General features: G+C 69.8%; 9 protein-coding genes. 6 read left to right on the top strand and 3 right to left on the bottom strand.

Annotated features, from left to right (window positions below; all coding sequences use genetic code 11):
- Nucleotides 1-8 precede the first annotated feature (8 nt).
- Entirely contained in the window at nt 9-932 is a 924-nt protein-coding gene (locus ACWEIJ_RS39515) for an ATP-binding cassette domain-containing protein (RefSeq protein ID WP_449842400.1), read from the bottom strand.
- Complete coding sequence (locus ACWEIJ_RS39510; RefSeq protein WP_449842399.1) at nt 925-1,539, bottom strand: TetR/AcrR family transcriptional regulator; 615 nt, start codon at nt 1,537-1,539, stop codon at nt 925-927. Before ACWEIJ_RS39510 ends, ACWEIJ_RS39515 begins: the two co-directional genes overlap by 8 nt.
- A 253-nt stretch (nt 1,540-1,792) precedes the next feature.
- On the opposite strand from ACWEIJ_RS39510, the gene ssb reads away from it, so the two are divergent.
- The 4 genes from ssb to ACWEIJ_RS39490 all read left to right on the top strand — a co-directional run bounded on the left by ssb (nt 1,793) and on the right by ACWEIJ_RS39490 (nt 13,170).
- Nucleotides 1,793-2,188: a single-stranded DNA-binding protein gene (gene ssb, locus ACWEIJ_RS39505; RefSeq protein ID WP_449842398.1), complete on the top strand. Its 396-nt coding sequence runs from the start codon at nt 1,793-1,795 to the stop codon at nt 2,186-2,188.
- A 270-nt stretch (nt 2,189-2,458) separates the two neighbouring features.
- A complete protein-coding gene (gene ettA, locus ACWEIJ_RS39500) occupies nt 2,459-4,135 on the top strand; it encodes an energy-dependent translational throttle protein EttA (RefSeq protein WP_449842397.1) in 1,677 nt (558 codons plus the stop codon).
- Nucleotides 4,136-4,153: 18 nt separating this feature from the next.
- The gene (locus tag ACWEIJ_RS39495) at nt 4,154-7,954 is read left to right on the top strand and encodes a hypothetical protein (protein ID WP_449842396.1); all 3,801 of its coding nucleotides are present in this window, start codon (nt 4,154-4,156) and stop codon (nt 7,952-7,954) included.
- A 272-nt stretch (nt 7,955-8,226) separates the two neighbouring features.
- Nucleotides 8,227-13,170 carry an NAD-glutamate dehydrogenase gene (locus tag ACWEIJ_RS39490; protein ID WP_449842395.1) on the top strand — a complete coding sequence of 1,648 codons (4,944 nt, stop codon included), beginning with the start codon at nt 8,227-8,229 and terminating at the stop codon, nt 13,168-13,170.
- A 20-nt stretch (nt 13,171-13,190) separates the two neighbouring features.
- Here the strand turns inward: ACWEIJ_RS39490 and ACWEIJ_RS39485 are convergent, their stop codons facing one another.
- Nucleotides 13,191-13,673 carry a DUF2975 domain-containing protein gene (locus tag ACWEIJ_RS39485; RefSeq protein WP_449842394.1) on the bottom strand — a complete coding sequence of 161 codons (483 nt, stop codon included), beginning with the start codon at nt 13,671-13,673 and terminating at the stop codon, nt 13,191-13,193.
- Nucleotides 13,674-13,773: 100 nt separating this feature from the next.
- Here ACWEIJ_RS39485 and ACWEIJ_RS39480 point away from each other — a divergent pair, with 100 nt between their 5' ends.
- Nucleotides 13,774-14,205, top strand: coding sequence for an acyl-CoA thioesterase (locus ACWEIJ_RS39480; RefSeq protein ID WP_449842393.1), 432 nt, complete (start codon nt 13,774-13,776; stop codon nt 14,203-14,205).
- Nucleotides 14,198-14,824, top strand: coding sequence for a hypothetical protein (locus ACWEIJ_RS39475; RefSeq protein ID WP_449842425.1), 627 nt, complete (start codon nt 14,198-14,200; stop codon nt 14,822-14,824). The genes ACWEIJ_RS39480 and ACWEIJ_RS39475 overlap by 8 nt, the downstream gene beginning before the upstream one ends.
- Nucleotides 14,825-14,836: the final 12 nt, after the last annotated feature.

The raw sequence follows: 14,836 nt of genomic DNA, 5'->3' as shown, positions 1-14,836 counted from the left end.
GGTTCCCCCTAGTTCGCGGCGAGAGTGAGGTAGACGTCGTCCAAGGTGGGCTCGGCGAGGCCGATTTCGTGCGCCTCCAAGCCGTTGTCGTCCAACGCGCGCACGACGGTCGCGAGGTCGCGTGACGCGCTCACGGGCGTGGTGAGCGTGAGGCCCTCGGCGACGGGGTGGAGTCCCACCGCGTTGATGGCCTTCAGCGCCGTGTCCACATCGGACGCCGAGTCGAGCGTGACGGTCACCGTGCGCTGGCCGACCTGCGCCTTGAGCTCGGCCGAGGTGCCGGACGCGACGACCTTGCCGTGGGACAGCACGGTGATCGTGTCGGCGAGCCGGTCGGCCTCGTCCAGGTACTGCGTCGTGAGCAGCACGGTGGTGCCGTCCGCGACGAGCTTCTCGACGATCTCCCACATCGCCAGGCGGCTGGCCGGGTCGAGGCCGGTGGTCGGCTCGTCCAGGAACAGCACCTCCGGGCTGCCGACCAGGCTGGCGGCGAGGTCGAGCCGGCGCCGCATGCCGCCGGAGTAGGTCCTGGCGTTGCGCTTGGCGGCGTCGGTGAGGTCGAACTGCTCCAGCAGGTCGTCCGCGCGCTGGTGGGCCTGCTTGCGGCTGGCGCCGAGCAGGCGGGCGATCAGCACGAGGTTGTCGTGGCCGCTGAGCTGCTCGTCCACGGCGGCGAACTGGCCGGTCAGGCCGATTCGGCTGCGGACCTCGTGGCTCTGCTTCACGACGTCGAACCCGGCGACCCGCGCGCTGCCGCCGGAGGGCGGCAGCATCGTGGTGAGGATGTTGACGAGCGTGGTCTTGCCGGCGCCGTTGTGGCCCAGCAGACCGAGCACGGAGCCCTTCTTCGCGGTGACGCTGACGCCGTCGAGGGCGTGCACGTCACCGAACCTCTTGCTCACCTCGGTGGCTTCGATCATGAGCTCAGACATCTGCTCCCCCTGATTTGAGTGCGCCGTGCAGGAACAGCTCGACGAGCTGCGGCGCTTCGACGGTCGTGTCGCCGAAACCCCTGCCCTGCAGGCGGTTGGTGAAGACGAAACCGAGCAGCAGACGGGCGGCGTGCTCGGCGGTCGTGCGCATCTCGGCGTCCCCGAAGATCCCCGCGACGGCGTTGGAGATCCGCTGCATGCCGACGGGCGGGCCCTTGTGCTTCTCGTGGTCGTCCTGGCTGGGCTGCCAGCCGGACTCCCGCAGGGCGCCCATGACGCCCCACATGCGGTCGAGGTAGCCGAGCACCGACTCGACCGCCGCCACCAGACGTTCCTCCAACGGCAGATCTGCCGGGATCGCGCTGATGGCGGCGACTTCGTCGTCGGAGAGCAGTGCGCGCTGGATCACCGCGTCGAGCAGCTCGGCCTTGTCCTTGAAGACGCGGAACACCGTGCCTTCCGCGATGCCGGCCGCGGTGGCGATCTGGCTGGTGGTGACGTTCGCGCCGGCCTTCACGACGAGCGGCAGCGTGGCCTGGACGATCGCTTCACGGCGATCCTCCGGGCTCATCGCGGGGGCGCGGCGGCGGCGTGGTTCCTCTGACACGTCCGCCACTGTATGAGTGAGTCCTCACTCATGTCAATGAGTGGGCGCTCACTCATTCGTCTGGTTCGAGCGCCGCCCTAGCACACAGGCCCGACAATTTCGCGGTTCGAGGCGCCTCAAGATCGCGACCTGTCCACAACCCGCGAGTAATCCACAGATCCCCGTCCACCCCGCCCGCCCGACCCGCTCCCCGGAGCAACCTGGACCGGCACCCCGCACCCCTGGAGGCGAACCGATGTCCTGGAATTCCACCGTGATCACCGTTGTTGGCACTGTCACGAGCGACGTCACGTACAAGCACGGCGAGGACGGCAAGTCGAACGCGTACTTCCGCGTCGTGTCGACCGAGCGCCGCTACAACACGTCGATGGGCGACTGGGAGGACGGCGAGTCGGTGTGGCTCGGCGTCTCGTGCTGGCGCAAGCTCGCCGACAGCGTGAAGACCACGCTGTCCAAGGGTGATCCCGTGATCGTCCAGGGCAAGCTGCGCATGCGTTATTACGAGCAGGACAACGTCAAACGATCATCGGTCAGCCTCGACGCGCTGCACGTCGGGCTGGATCTGAGCCGGGTGCAGTCACTGGGCTCGGCTCCGGTCGTTGAACCGCGGGTCGGGGAAGATCTCGCCGAGGAAGCCGTCCCGTTCTAGTTCGTTCCTGCGCCGTTCGGGGCAAACGAACACCGGGAGTTCCCGAACCCACCCGATCCGGCAGCGCGGCCGGTGAAGATGTACGCACTGCGATCCACGAAGGAGGGAAGCTCGTAGGTCGGGGCCGCTGAGGACCGATCGCCGAGGGTCGTTCACGTTCGAATGGAACGGGCTGGTCACCGAGCCGCGTGACGCTCGTTCCGGGGGTGAACGCGCGCTTGTCGGCGACCGAGGTCAGGAGCCTCTGAGCACCGCTCTACGATCGCCGCCATGGCCGAGTTCATCTACACCATGAAAAAGGTGCGCAAGGCGCACGGTGACAAGGTCATCCTCGATGACGTCACGATCATGTTCTACCCCGGCGCGAAGATCGGTGTGGTCGGTCCCAACGGCGCCGGCAAGTCGAGCGTGCTCAAGATCATGGCGGGGCTGGACACACCTGGCAACGGTGAGGCCTACCTGTCCCCCGGTTACACCGTGGGCATCCTCCAGCAGGAACCGCCGCTCAACGAGGAGAAGACCGTCCTCGGCAACGTCCAGGAGGGCCTGGGCGAGATCAAGGTGAAGCTCGACCGCTTCAACGAGATCGCCGAGCTGATGGCGACCGACTACTCCGACGAGCTGATGGAGGAGATGGGCAAGCTCCAGGAGGAGCTCGACCACGCCAACGCGTGGGACCTCGACTCCCAGCTGGAGCAGGCGATGGACGCGCTGCGCTGCCCGCCGCCGGACGCCGACGTCACCAAGCTCTCCGGTGGTGAGCGCCGCCGTGTCGCGCTGTGCAAGCTGCTGCTGAGCAAGCCCGACCTGCTGCTGCTCGACGAGCCCACCAACCACCTGGACGCGGAGAGCGTCCTGTGGCTGGAGCAGCACCTCGCGCAGTACCCCGGCGCCGTGCTCGCCGTGACCCACGACCGGTACTTCCTCGACAACCTGGCCGAGTGGATCCTCGAGCTCGACCGCGGCAAGGCCCACCCCTACGAGGGCAACTACTCCACCTACCTGGAGAAGAAGGCCGAGCGCCTCGCGGTGCAGGGCAAGAAGGACCAGAAGCTGCAGAAGCGCCTCAAGGACGAGCTGGAGTGGGTGCGCTCCGGCGCCAAGGCCCGCCAGGCCAAGTCCAAGGCGCGTCTCGACCGCTACGAGGAGATGGCGGCCGAGGCGGAGAAGACCCGCAAGCTCGACTTCGAGGAGATCCAGATCCCGCCGGGCCCGCGTCTGGGCAACGTCGTGGTCGAGGTCGACAAGCTGAAGAAGGGCTTCGGCGAGCGGGTGCTGATCGACGGCCTGTCGTTCACCTTGCCGCGCAACGGCATCGTGGGTGTCATCGGCCCGAACGGTGTCGGTAAGACGACCCTGTTCAAGACCATCGTGGGCCTCGAGCAGCCCGACGCCGGCACCGTGAAGGTCGGCGAGACGGTGCTGCTGTCGTACGTCGACCAGAACCGCGGCGGCATCGACCCGAAGAAGAACGTGTGGGAGGTCGTGTCCGGCGGACTCGACTACATCCACGTCGGCAACGTCGAGATGCCGTCGCGCGCGTACGTCAGCGCGTTCGGCTTCAAGGGCCCGGACCAGCAGAAGCCCGCGGGCGTGCTGTCCGGTGGTGAGCGCAACCGCCTGAACCTCGCGCTCACGCTCAAGCAGGGCGGAAACCTGATCCTGCTGGACGAGCCGACGAACGACCTCGACGTCGAGACCCTGGGCTCGCTGGAGAACGCTCTTGAGCAGTTCCCCGGCTGTGCCGTCGTGATCTCCCACGACCGGTGGTTCCTCGACCGCGTCGCCACGCACATCCTCGCGTGGGAGGGCACGGACGAGAACCCGTCGCAGTGGTACTGGTTCGAGGGCAACTTCGAAGGTTACGAAAAGAACAAGATCGAGCGTCTGGGTGCCGAAGCGGCCCGTCCGCACCGTGTCACGTATCGCAAGCTGACACGGGACTGAGAGGGCAACGGCGACGTCGTGGCGGCGAGGGGCGAGACGCAGGCGGACGTCGAGGTGAGCACGCTGGTCGTGCCCGCCTGGCGGCTGCGTTGGCGGGCACCGGAGCTCGCTCTGGTGCTGGGTGAGCGCGCACTTGCGCTCGCCTCCGCCCGGCACGACGAGGCCGACCGGCTCCGCGCCGAGTCGTTGGTGGTCTTCGCGGGCAACCGCGTGGGCCGCGGCGTCCGCATCGCCGACCGGGCGATCGACGCGCTGAAGGCGGCCGAGGCCGCCGGTGAGCACGAGACCGCGTGGCTGCTGCGGGTGGAACTCGCGGCGTGCGCGCGGTCTGTAGGCGCACCGCTGACGGGCTTCGCCGCGGTGACGCCCGTGCTGGAAGCGTCGGACGTGCCCGCGGAGCTGCGGGCTTCCGCTCTGGTGCAGGCCAGCGAATGCCTGGTCACGGTCGGCCGCGGCGACGAGCCCACCAGGGCGCTCGCCGAGGCGGACCAGCTCTACGTCGCCGACACGACGCTCGACGAGGACACCCGCCTGCTGCTGCGCGGCCTGATCCGCGCGGTGCAGGCAGCCCAGCACCGTCGCTGGGGCGACATCGCGGCCGCCATCGGTGCCGCCAGGGAAGGTCTCGACCTGCTCGGCAGGTTCGCCGACCCGTCGGCGGACAGCGGCCAGGGCGTCGGCCGGCTCACGCTGGAGCTGGTGCTGTCGCTCATGGACGCCAACCGCCTCCTCGACGCGAGCGAGGTCGGCACCCCGCTGCTCGACCGCCCGGTGCGCGCTCCGTCCGCCTCCACCTCGGGCTGGCTGCGTCTCGCTCTCGCGACGCGCGTGCACCTCCCCGCAGGCCGCGTCGCGCTCGCCCGCGAAATGCTGCGCGACGCCGCGGCCAGCGCCGAACGCCATCAGCTCGACACCCTTCTCGCGGAAAGCCTGCTCGCGCTCGCGCACGTGCACGAGGTGTCCGGCGAGCTGGCCGACGCACTGACGAACCTGCGCTCCGCCCACGCCGCCGAACGCCGCAGGGCCCGCGCCGTCTACGCGGTGCGCGCCCGCCTCGCCGCCGAGTTCTCCGGCGTCCACCGCCAGCCCGCCGATCTGCACCAGCAGCTGGCGAGCCTGCTCCGCCCCGTCGAGGGCATGCAGGTGGTGACCGACGGCGTCCTGTCCGCCGCCCTGAAGCAACAACTGCGCCAGTGGCGCCCGGTCCAGGTCCGCAAGGGCGACGGCCTGAAGGTCAAGCGCGTGCGCCGAGCTGCCGAAGACATGACCGTGGAGGGACTGTCCGCGGCACGCCAACATGCCGCCGATCGCTGGCGCATGGTCCAGCCGTTCGGCGAGCCCGACGACAAAACCCCGGAGCCCTTGGAACCCCCACCCGCACCCCAGCCGTCTTCCGACCGCACCGTCCCGGCCTCCGGCCTGATCGCCTCCGCAGGCGCCATGGTCAGCGGCCGCCGCCGCGCGGCCCGAGTGGCCGCGGGCGAGATCGACGAGGACCAGCCCACCACCGTCGCCGAATCATCGGCCGCCCCCGAGCCGCAGCTCACCCCGGACCAGGAACGCAAGCGCAAGGTCGAACAGCAGCTCATGGAGCTGCAGCGCGAGGCCCGCCGCCAGATCGAGGCGGAACGTCAGGCCCGCGCAGAACAACGCGCCCAGGCAGAACGCGACGCCGCCGAGGCCGCCCGCCAAGCCGCTGCCCGAGAAGAAGCAGCGCGCCGGGAAGCGGCGGCCCGCGAGGAGGCCGCCCGCCAAGCTTTCGCCCGTGAGGAGGCTGCCCGCCAGGCCGCCGCCCGTGAGGCTGCCGCCCGAGAAGAGGCCGCGCGCGAGGAAGCCGCGCGCCAGGCCGCTGAACGTGAAGCCGCCGAGCGCGAGTCCGCAGCCCGTGCGTCCGCCGGTGAAGGGTCCGCCCGCGAAGAGGCGTCGAGATCCCAGCCGGAGAGCGTGCTGGACATGCTCAAGGCCCAGGGCCTGCGCGCGGGCGGCCGCCGCCGAGCGCCGGACGCCGAAGGTCCCGCGGACTCCTCGTCGTGGCGGGTGGAGCCGCCGTCCCGCCTGCGCCAGGACGACACTTCGCAGTCCACGGCGTCCCAGAGCTACTACGGCGGCGCAGACCAGGACGCCCCGAACTACTTCGCCGACCCGAACACCGGCGACCGCGCGGCCCGCCCAGGCCTGTCCGCGGCGTTCAACCGCGCCCCGGCGGCCCCGGACTTCGGCCCGCACCTGGACGACCCGGCCCCGGCCTACCCGCTGTACACCCCGGCTGCGGGCTTCCCGGCGGCCCCCGCCGACCCCGACGAGCGCAAGCTCCCGGACGGCGACTACAGCAGCGTCGACTTCAACGCCTCCCGGTGGTCGACGGCGTCGATCCCAACGCCCCCCACCCCGGCGGAGCACCCGGACCCGAACTCCGAACCGGACCCGGAGCAGCGGCCGTTCCCGCCCGTCCCGGACCCGATCCCGTCAGTGCCCACCCCTCACGAGATCCCGCAGCCGCCAGAGCCGGACCTGCTGTCGAGCACGTTCCTGAGCCGTGCGGACGTGGAACCGGAGGACGACACCTCGAACGTCCCGACCACCCCGGTCCGCGTGACCCCGTCCCAGGACCAGCCAGGCTTCGGCGGCCCAGCCGGTCCGGGAACGCAGCAGGGGTTCGGCACCCAGGCGAGCTTCGGCACGCAACCGACCTTCGGCGCTCAGATGAGCTTCGGGACTCAGCCGACTTTCGGCACGCAACCGAACTTCGGCATCCAGACGGGTTTCGGCACCCAGCCCGACCCGTCGGCGCCAGTCGATCCGGCGAGCGACACCGGATACGGCCGGCCCGCCACCAGCCCGGCCGACGAGGAAAACCGGCCGGATCCGGCGGGATGGGCCAACTTCGAGATCGGGCCGGACTTCGACGTCGACCCGATCGTGAGGATGTCGACCGGCCCGACGACCGACCCGGCCACCCGGCCCGACTACGCCGAACCGTCAGGCCTGGGCACCTCGTCACAGCCGGCGGACCCGGCCGCGGACACCGGACTGGGCCCGGCGACGACCACCGCTGCCGCTGCACCCGCGGACTCCAGCGCGGGTGGAGGCTTCGGCTCGGGCAGGCCGTCCGACTCCGGCGGCGTCGTCGAATTCGGTTCGGACATGTTCTCCGACTCAGGCGCGGACGCCGGCTCCAGCGAGGACATGTCCGCCGGTGCCGGCTTCGGCGCTGCAGCATCCGCCGAACCGGACTCGGCGGTTCCGGCCCAGCCCGGTTCGACGCCGCAGTACGACTTCTTCGCCGCGGAGTCCGAGCAGACCCCACCCCACGGCTCGGCCCAGCTCGGTGCCACCGAGGCAGCCGAGCACCAACCCGCCGAGACCAAGGACGAGTCCGGCGCACGGGCAGGTCGTCCGAGCAGCAGGCGCAAGCCGAGCGATCTGAGCCTCGCTGACCTGCTCGCGGAAGCGCTCGTCGCCTACGAGACCGGGCGCCGCTCGGACGAGCAGCAGTTCGAGGCCGCCGACCTGGCCGCCCCGGAGTGGTCCGGCCCGCGGGACCAGAACGCCGAAGCCCCGGAAAGCACGGACTCGCTCTTCAACCCCGGATCAGAACCTGGAGCTGATTCCCTCTTTCGGGCAGGCGAGCCGCCGGAGTTCGCGCGGCCGGCGGACTCCTACTTACTTCCGGAACAGCCGTCCGCGGCGGGTCCGGAGGCGCCGGAGGAGAAGACCGGCCCGATCGTTCCGGTCGGCGTGTCGGACAGTGAGACGACCGGGCCCATCCGTCCCGTTACGGGGGACGGCCCTCCCGGTTGGACCTTGCCCGGAGTGTGAGGTCCGGCACGTGCGAGCGTGCCGCTTTCCCGGTTCGGCGGTGGCCGGGCCCATGATCGGATGTGCCGCAGGACAGGCCTGGTGGCCCTCGGGGCCACCGGGTGCGTCCACGATGCGGAATGCCTTGGAACCACTGATGATGTGACTCGATTCAGCCCTCGATTCAGTGGTCCGTCAGTGCCCCTCCCGTTGCCGGTGACGGCCGCCTTCCCATCTAGGGTGGGGTCGGACCCGGCACACAGAGGTGCCGGATAGCGTGGAGTCGCCTGAAGATGACCTCGACTGGAGCCCCGACCCGTATCGACGACGCCTCCGCGGCCCCGACCGCGGACGGTGGAAGTCGACCGGCCAGTCCTGAGCAGGTCCGTGACGAGCTGATCGAACGGGCCGCCGCCAATGCCCCCGAACTCGCTGATCTGATCCGCCTCTTCTACCGGCACGTGCCCGCCGAGGAAGTCAACGACGACGACCCGGTGGACCTGGTTGGAGCGGTGCGGTCGAACTACGAGCTTGCCGCGAGCCGCGTTCCCGGACGTGCCGCCGTGCGCATTCTCAATCCGACACGGGCCACTGATGGGTGGCAGTGTCCGGTCACCGTGGTCCAGGTCGTGACGGACGACATGCCGTACCTCGTGGACTCGGTCGCCTCCGAGCTCACGCGTGGTGGCGTGCAGGTGCAGCGCGTCGTGCACCCCATCGTCGTCGTGCGCCGTGATCCGGTGACCGGTGAGCGCATCGAGGTGCTGCCCACCGCCGACCCGGCCGACCCGCCCGCCGACGCGTTGGCGGAGTCGTGGATGAACATCGAGGTCGACCTCATCACGGACGCCGATCGGGCCCGTGAGCTGGAGACCCGGCTGCTGACGGTGCTGACCGACGTCCGCGAGGTCGTCGAGGACACCGACCGCATGGTCACCACGGCGACGCAGCTCGCCGAGCAGCTGGAGAAGGACTCCTCCGAGGCCACCACGGACGCCGCGAGGCTGCTCCAGTGGCTCGCGGACGGGCATTTCACCTTCATGGGCTACCGGCAGTACGAGCTGGTGCAGGAGGACGGCGAACCGGCGCTGCGGGCCGTGCTCGCGAGCGGTCTCGGCGTGCTGCGCCAGGACAGCCTCGCCGCGCGCAGCCTCACGGCCGGACCGGACAACGGCGCGCAGGCGCTGAGCCCCGAGCTGCTCGTGCTGACGCAGGCGAGTGCGCAGAGCAGCGTGCACCGCAGCGTCTACCCCTACTACGTGGGCGTGAAGACGTTCGACTCCGAGGGCAAGGTCTCCGGTGAGCACCGGTTCCTCGGCATCTTCAGCACCACGGCGTTGCACGAGGACGTGCTCGACATCCCGGTGATCGAGCGCAGGGTGCGCGACGTGATCCACCGCGCCGGCTTCCCACTGCAGTCCTACTCGGGGCAGCGGATGCTCGAGGTGATCCAGAACTACCCGCGCACCGAGCTGTTCTCGGTGGACGCGGACACGCTCTACCAGACGACCACGGGCGTCATCGCGCTCGCGGAACGGCGGCGGCTGCGGCTGTTCCTGCGGCGTGACCCGTACGGCCGCTTCTTCTCGTGCCTGGTCTACCTGCCGCGCGACCGCTACACGACGACGAGCCGCCTCGCGATGCAGGAGGTGCTGCTCGCCGAGCTCGGCGGCCTGAACCTCGAGTACAGCGCGCGGATCGGCGAGTCCGCGCTGGCCCGCGTGCACTTCATGGTGCACACGGATCCGGCGCGCACGCTGGAGCCGGACACCAACGCGATCCAGACCAAGCTCGCCGAGGCCGTCCGCAGCTGGGACGACCGCATGGTCGAGGCCGTCGTCGGCGACAGCTTCGAGCTGGGTGCGGAGTCGGCGACCGAGCAGGGGCAGCGGTTCGCCTCGGTCTTCCCGGAGGCCTACAAGGAGGACTTCCCGGCGAGCATCGGCCTCGAGGACTACCGGCGCATCGAGGCGCTCGCCGAGGGCGACCTCGACATGGTGTTCTACGTGCCCGAGGACGCCGAGGCGGGGGAGCGGCGGTTCAAGCTCTTCGTGACCGGCGACGGCATCACGCTGTCCGACGTGCTGCCGATGCTGCAGCGCATGGGCGTGATCGTGGTCGACGAGCGGCCGTACGAGATCGCGCGCGAAGACGGCGTGCAGTGCTGGATCTACGACTTCGGCCTGCGCATCGACCAGAAGTCGCTCGAACAGCTGTCGGAGTCCGACCTCGAGAACGTGCGGGTGCGGTTCCAGGACGCGTTCGCCGCCGTGTGGCGCGGTGAGGCCGAGGTCGACCGCTTCAACTCGCTGGTGCTGCAGGCCGGGCTCACCTGGCAGCAGGCCGCGATGCTGCGCGCGTACGCGAAGTACCTGCGGCAGGCGGGCACGCCGTACTCGCAGGACTACATCGAGGACGCGGTGCTCGGCCACACGAGCGTGGCGATCGCGCTGGTCGCGTTGTTCGAGGCCCGGTTCGACCCGCGGCTCGACGAGCACACGCGCGCCGACCGCACCGAGACGATGGTCACCGAGATCGGCAAGCTGATCGACGACGTGACGAGCCTCGACGCGGACCGGATCCTGCGCAGCCTGCTCACGCTGATCAACGCCACGCTGCGGACGAACTACTTCTTCCGCGACGCGGACGGCAACGCGCGGCCGTACCTGTCGGTCAAGCTCGACCCGCAGGCGATCCCGGACCTCCCGCTGCCGCGGCCGAAGTTCGAGATCTTCGTGTACTCGCCGCGCGTCGAGGGCGTGCACCTGCGGTTCGGCTCGGTCGCGCGCGGTGGTCTGCGCTGGTCGGACCGCCGCGAGGACTTCCGCACGGAGATCCTCGGCCTGGTCAAGGCGCAGGCGGTCAAGAACGCCGTGATCGTGCCGGTCGGCGCCAAGGGCGGCTTCGTCGTCAAGCGCCCGGTCCCGGCGACCGGCGACCCCGGCATCGACCGCGAGAACTTCATGTCCGAGGGCATCGCCTGCTACAAGATGTTCATCTCGGGCCTGCTCGACCTCACCGACAACCTGATCAACAACGAGGTCGTGCCCGCGCCGCAGGTCGTGCGCTACGACGGCGACGACACGTACCTGGTCGTGGCCGCGGACAAGGGCACCGCGACGTTCTCCGACATCGCGAACGGAGTGAGCCAGAGCTACGGCTTCTGGCTGGGCGACGCGTTCGCCTCCGGTGGCTCGATCGGCTACGACCACAAGGCCATGGGCATCACGGCCAAGGGCGCGTGGGAGAGCGTGAAGCGGTCGTTCCGCGAGCTCGGCCTGGACACGCAGACCGAGGAGTTCACGGTCGTCGGCATCGGCGACATGTCCGGTGACGTGTTCGGCAACGGCATGATGCTGTCCGAGCACATCCGGCTCGTGGCCGCGTTCGACCACCGGCACATCTTCATCGACCCGAACCCGGTCGCGGCGAGCTCGTTCGCCGAGCGCGTGCGGCTGTTCAACGTGCCGCGCTCGTCGTGGGACGACTACGACCGCTCGCTGATCAGCGAGGGCGGTGGCATCTTCCCGCTGACGGCGAAGTCGATCCCGATCTCCGAGCAGGCCCGCGTCGCGCTGGGGCTGCCCGAGGGCGTGCAGAAGCTGTCGCCGCCGGAGCTGAAGAAGGCCGTCCTGCTCGCGCCGGTCGACCTGCTCTGGAACGGTGGCATCGGCACCTACGTCAAGGCGTCGACCGAGTCGCACGCCGACGTCGGCGACAAGGCCAACGACGCGATCCGCGTCAACGGCGCCGACCTGCGGGTCAAGGTCGTCGGTGAGGGCGGCAACCTGGGTCTCACCCAGCGCGGCCGCATCGAGTTCGCGCGCACCGGCGGCAAGGTCAACACCGACGCGCTCGACAACTCCGCCGGTGTCGACTGCTCCGACCACGAGGTCAACATCAAGATCCTGCTGGACCACCTGGTCCGGGAGGGCTCGGTGGAGCAGCAGCAGCGCAACGAGGTCCTCGCCGAGATGACCGACGAGGTCGGCGAGCTCGTGCTGGCCGACAACTACTCGCAGAACAACGTTCTCGGCGTCAGCCGGGCGCACGCCGCCCCGATGCTCTCGGTGCACGCGCGTCTGGTCGCGGACCTCGAGGAGCGCGGCGCGCTCGACCGTCAGCTGGAGGCGCTGCCGAGCGCCGCGGAGTTCAAGGCGCTGGAGAAGGCCGGCCAGGGCCTCACCTCGCCGGAGCTCGCCACGCTGCTCGCGTTCACCAAGCTCACGTTGAAGGAAGAGCTGCTCGCGAGCGACATCCCGACGATCGACACGTTCAAGAACAAGCTGCCGGACTACTTCCCGACGCTGCTGCGCGAACGTTTCGGCGCCGCCATCCCGAACCACCCGCTGGCGAAGCAGATCATCACCACGGTGGTCGTCAACGAGGTCGTCGACGGCGGTGGCGTGTCCTACGCGTTCCGCCTGGCCGAGGAGATGAGCGCGTCGGCGACCGACGCGGTCCGCGCCTACGCCGTGGTCACCGAGGTCTTCGACCTGCCGGCGATCTGGCGGGAGATCCAGGCGCTGGACAACGCGGTGGCGACGGAGGTCCAGGACAGCATGGTCCTGGAGACCCGGCGGCTGCTCGACCGCGCGTCCCGCTGGCTGCTGTCGAACCGGCCGCAGCCGATCGCGGTGGGCTCGACGATCAACCGCTTCCGCAAGGTGGTCGAGGAGCTCAGCCCCTCCGCTCTGGACCTGTTGCAGGGCAAGGAGTACGACGTGGTCGCCGGCAAGGCGGACCGGTACGTCGAACAGGGCGTCCCGGCGGAGCTGGCCCGCAAGGTCGCGGCGCTGCTCTACATGTACGGCCTGCTCGACGTCACCGAGATCGCCGAGCTGGCCGAACGCGAGATCGGCCCGGCCGGTGGCATGGGCCCGGAGCGTTCGCACCGGGAGACCGCCGAGCTGTACTTCGCGCTGTCCGACCACCTCGACATCGACCACATGCTGGATTCGGTGACGAGCCTGGAACGCGGCAACCGCTGGCACGCCCTGGCCCGCCTGGCTCTCCGCGACGACTTCTACTCGTCGCTGCGGGCCATCACCCTCGACGTGCTGAGGGCGAGCGACCTGGGCGACACGGCGAGCGAGAAGATCACCAAGTGGGAGCAGGCCAACGCCTCCCGCCTGGCTCGCTCGCGCGGTGCGCTGGAGGAGATCAACCGGGTGCACCAGCTGGACCTGGCCACCCTGTCCGTCGCCGCACGTCAGGTGCGGAGCATGGTCAGGTAGTGCGGAAGAGCTGGAGCAGGTCAGACGACCTGCTCCAGCTCAGCACGCTCGGCGATCGCGAGACGGTGCCAGTACCGCACCATCAGGAGCAGCAATGCGAGACCGGCCGCGACGAGCGTGCCGGTAGCGGTCGCCATCCACAGGGCGACGAGCTCCATGCCGTCGAAGGGCGTGGGAATGTCGGTGGTCAAGACATAGCCGCACACCCAGCCGAGCACCGCGGTCGCGGCGGCGACAGCTCCGACCAGGGTGTTCGTCCACCGGAGCGCACCGGACGTGAACAGCGTGCCCTTGCCCGCCCGGTGCAGCACGCCGCCCAACGCCAGCGTCACGACCTGACCACACGCGACCAAGACGGTCTCGGCCGTCACAAAAGGCACCCGTACGGACTCGTAGGGCGGGAAGAACGCGACCGCCTTCGCCGCGTCCGTCGGGATCACCACCACCTGCACGTACAGCCCGGCGAAGAACGCGAGGGCGAGCAGGGCCTGCAGAATGATCACGAGTGCGCGGTACACAGATCGAGTATCGAGAGCTGGATATCGACTTTCAATCGGCTGGCGTGGAGATCCCGTGAAGGTTCGCGGGCGGTAGGGTCCCTGCATGGGTGTCTTCGTCACTGGTGTGCGGCCGCGATGGTCGGACATGGATGCGTTCGGTCACGTCAACCACGCGAACACGGTGACATTGCTGGAAGAGGCCCGCATCGAGCTGCTCTTCACCGAGGCCGCGCGCCACGGCGTGAAGGAGATGGCCGAGGGCATGGTCGTGGCGAAGCTGTTCGTCGACTACCTCGCGCCGATCGTGTTCACCGGCGAGGAGATCCTCGTCGAGATGTCCGTGCGCGAGCTGAAGTCCGCGTCGTTCACGCTGGACTACGTGGTGCGCAGCAGCAGGGGAGCGGGTAGCCCGGTGGTGACCAAGGCGGAGACGCTGATGGTGCCCTACAACGTGACGACCGCGCGGCCACGTCGGTTGACCGAGGCCGAGCGCGACTTTCTCGCCGGGTGGCGGGCAGGGGGTAATGGTGCCTGAGCTGGTGCTGGCCGACGCGGCCGAGAGAGACGACCTCGGGGCGTTCGCCGCGCGGGCGGTGCGGTTGGACGGGCAGTCCGTGGTGCGGCTGCGCAACCGCAACGCCGAGCTGCTGGACGCGTGGGTCGCCACGCCGTTCGACACGCTCGCCACGCGAACCGTTGCGGGACAGGCGAATCCGGCCGACGTCACGGTGTCGGGCTCGGAGCTGCTGACCGGGCTCGCGGTGATGCGGGACGAGCGCATCGATCCCGGCCCCGCCAAGGACCTGATGTGGCGTTCGGCCCTGCCGCCCGCGGAGGGCTGGCTGCTGGTCGACCGGCTGCCCGTCGAGGTCGTGGCGAAGCTCGCGGACGAAGGTGTCGCCGTGGCGCGGGAGAACACCGGCCCGCACGGCACGCCGCCCGCCTCGTTGCTCGACCAGACGGTGCTCACCGTCAGCGGGTCCGGGTTGGACGTGAAGATCCCGCTGCGGTGCCTGTTCGCGTTGTCGGGCATGGGTTTCCTCGGCGAGGACGGCGAGGTGCGGGTGACCGCGACCGACTCGTGGCTGCGGATCGACGCCAAGTTTGGCGCGGTGGTCCGGCGCCGGCACTCGATGCTCCCGCTGCTCGTGTGACCTCCAGTTAAC

This window comes from Lentzea sp. NPDC004789 (genome assembly GCF_053601075.1).
Note: the sequence above shows the minus strand (reverse complement) of the source record. Positions and strands in the feature narration are given on the sequence as shown.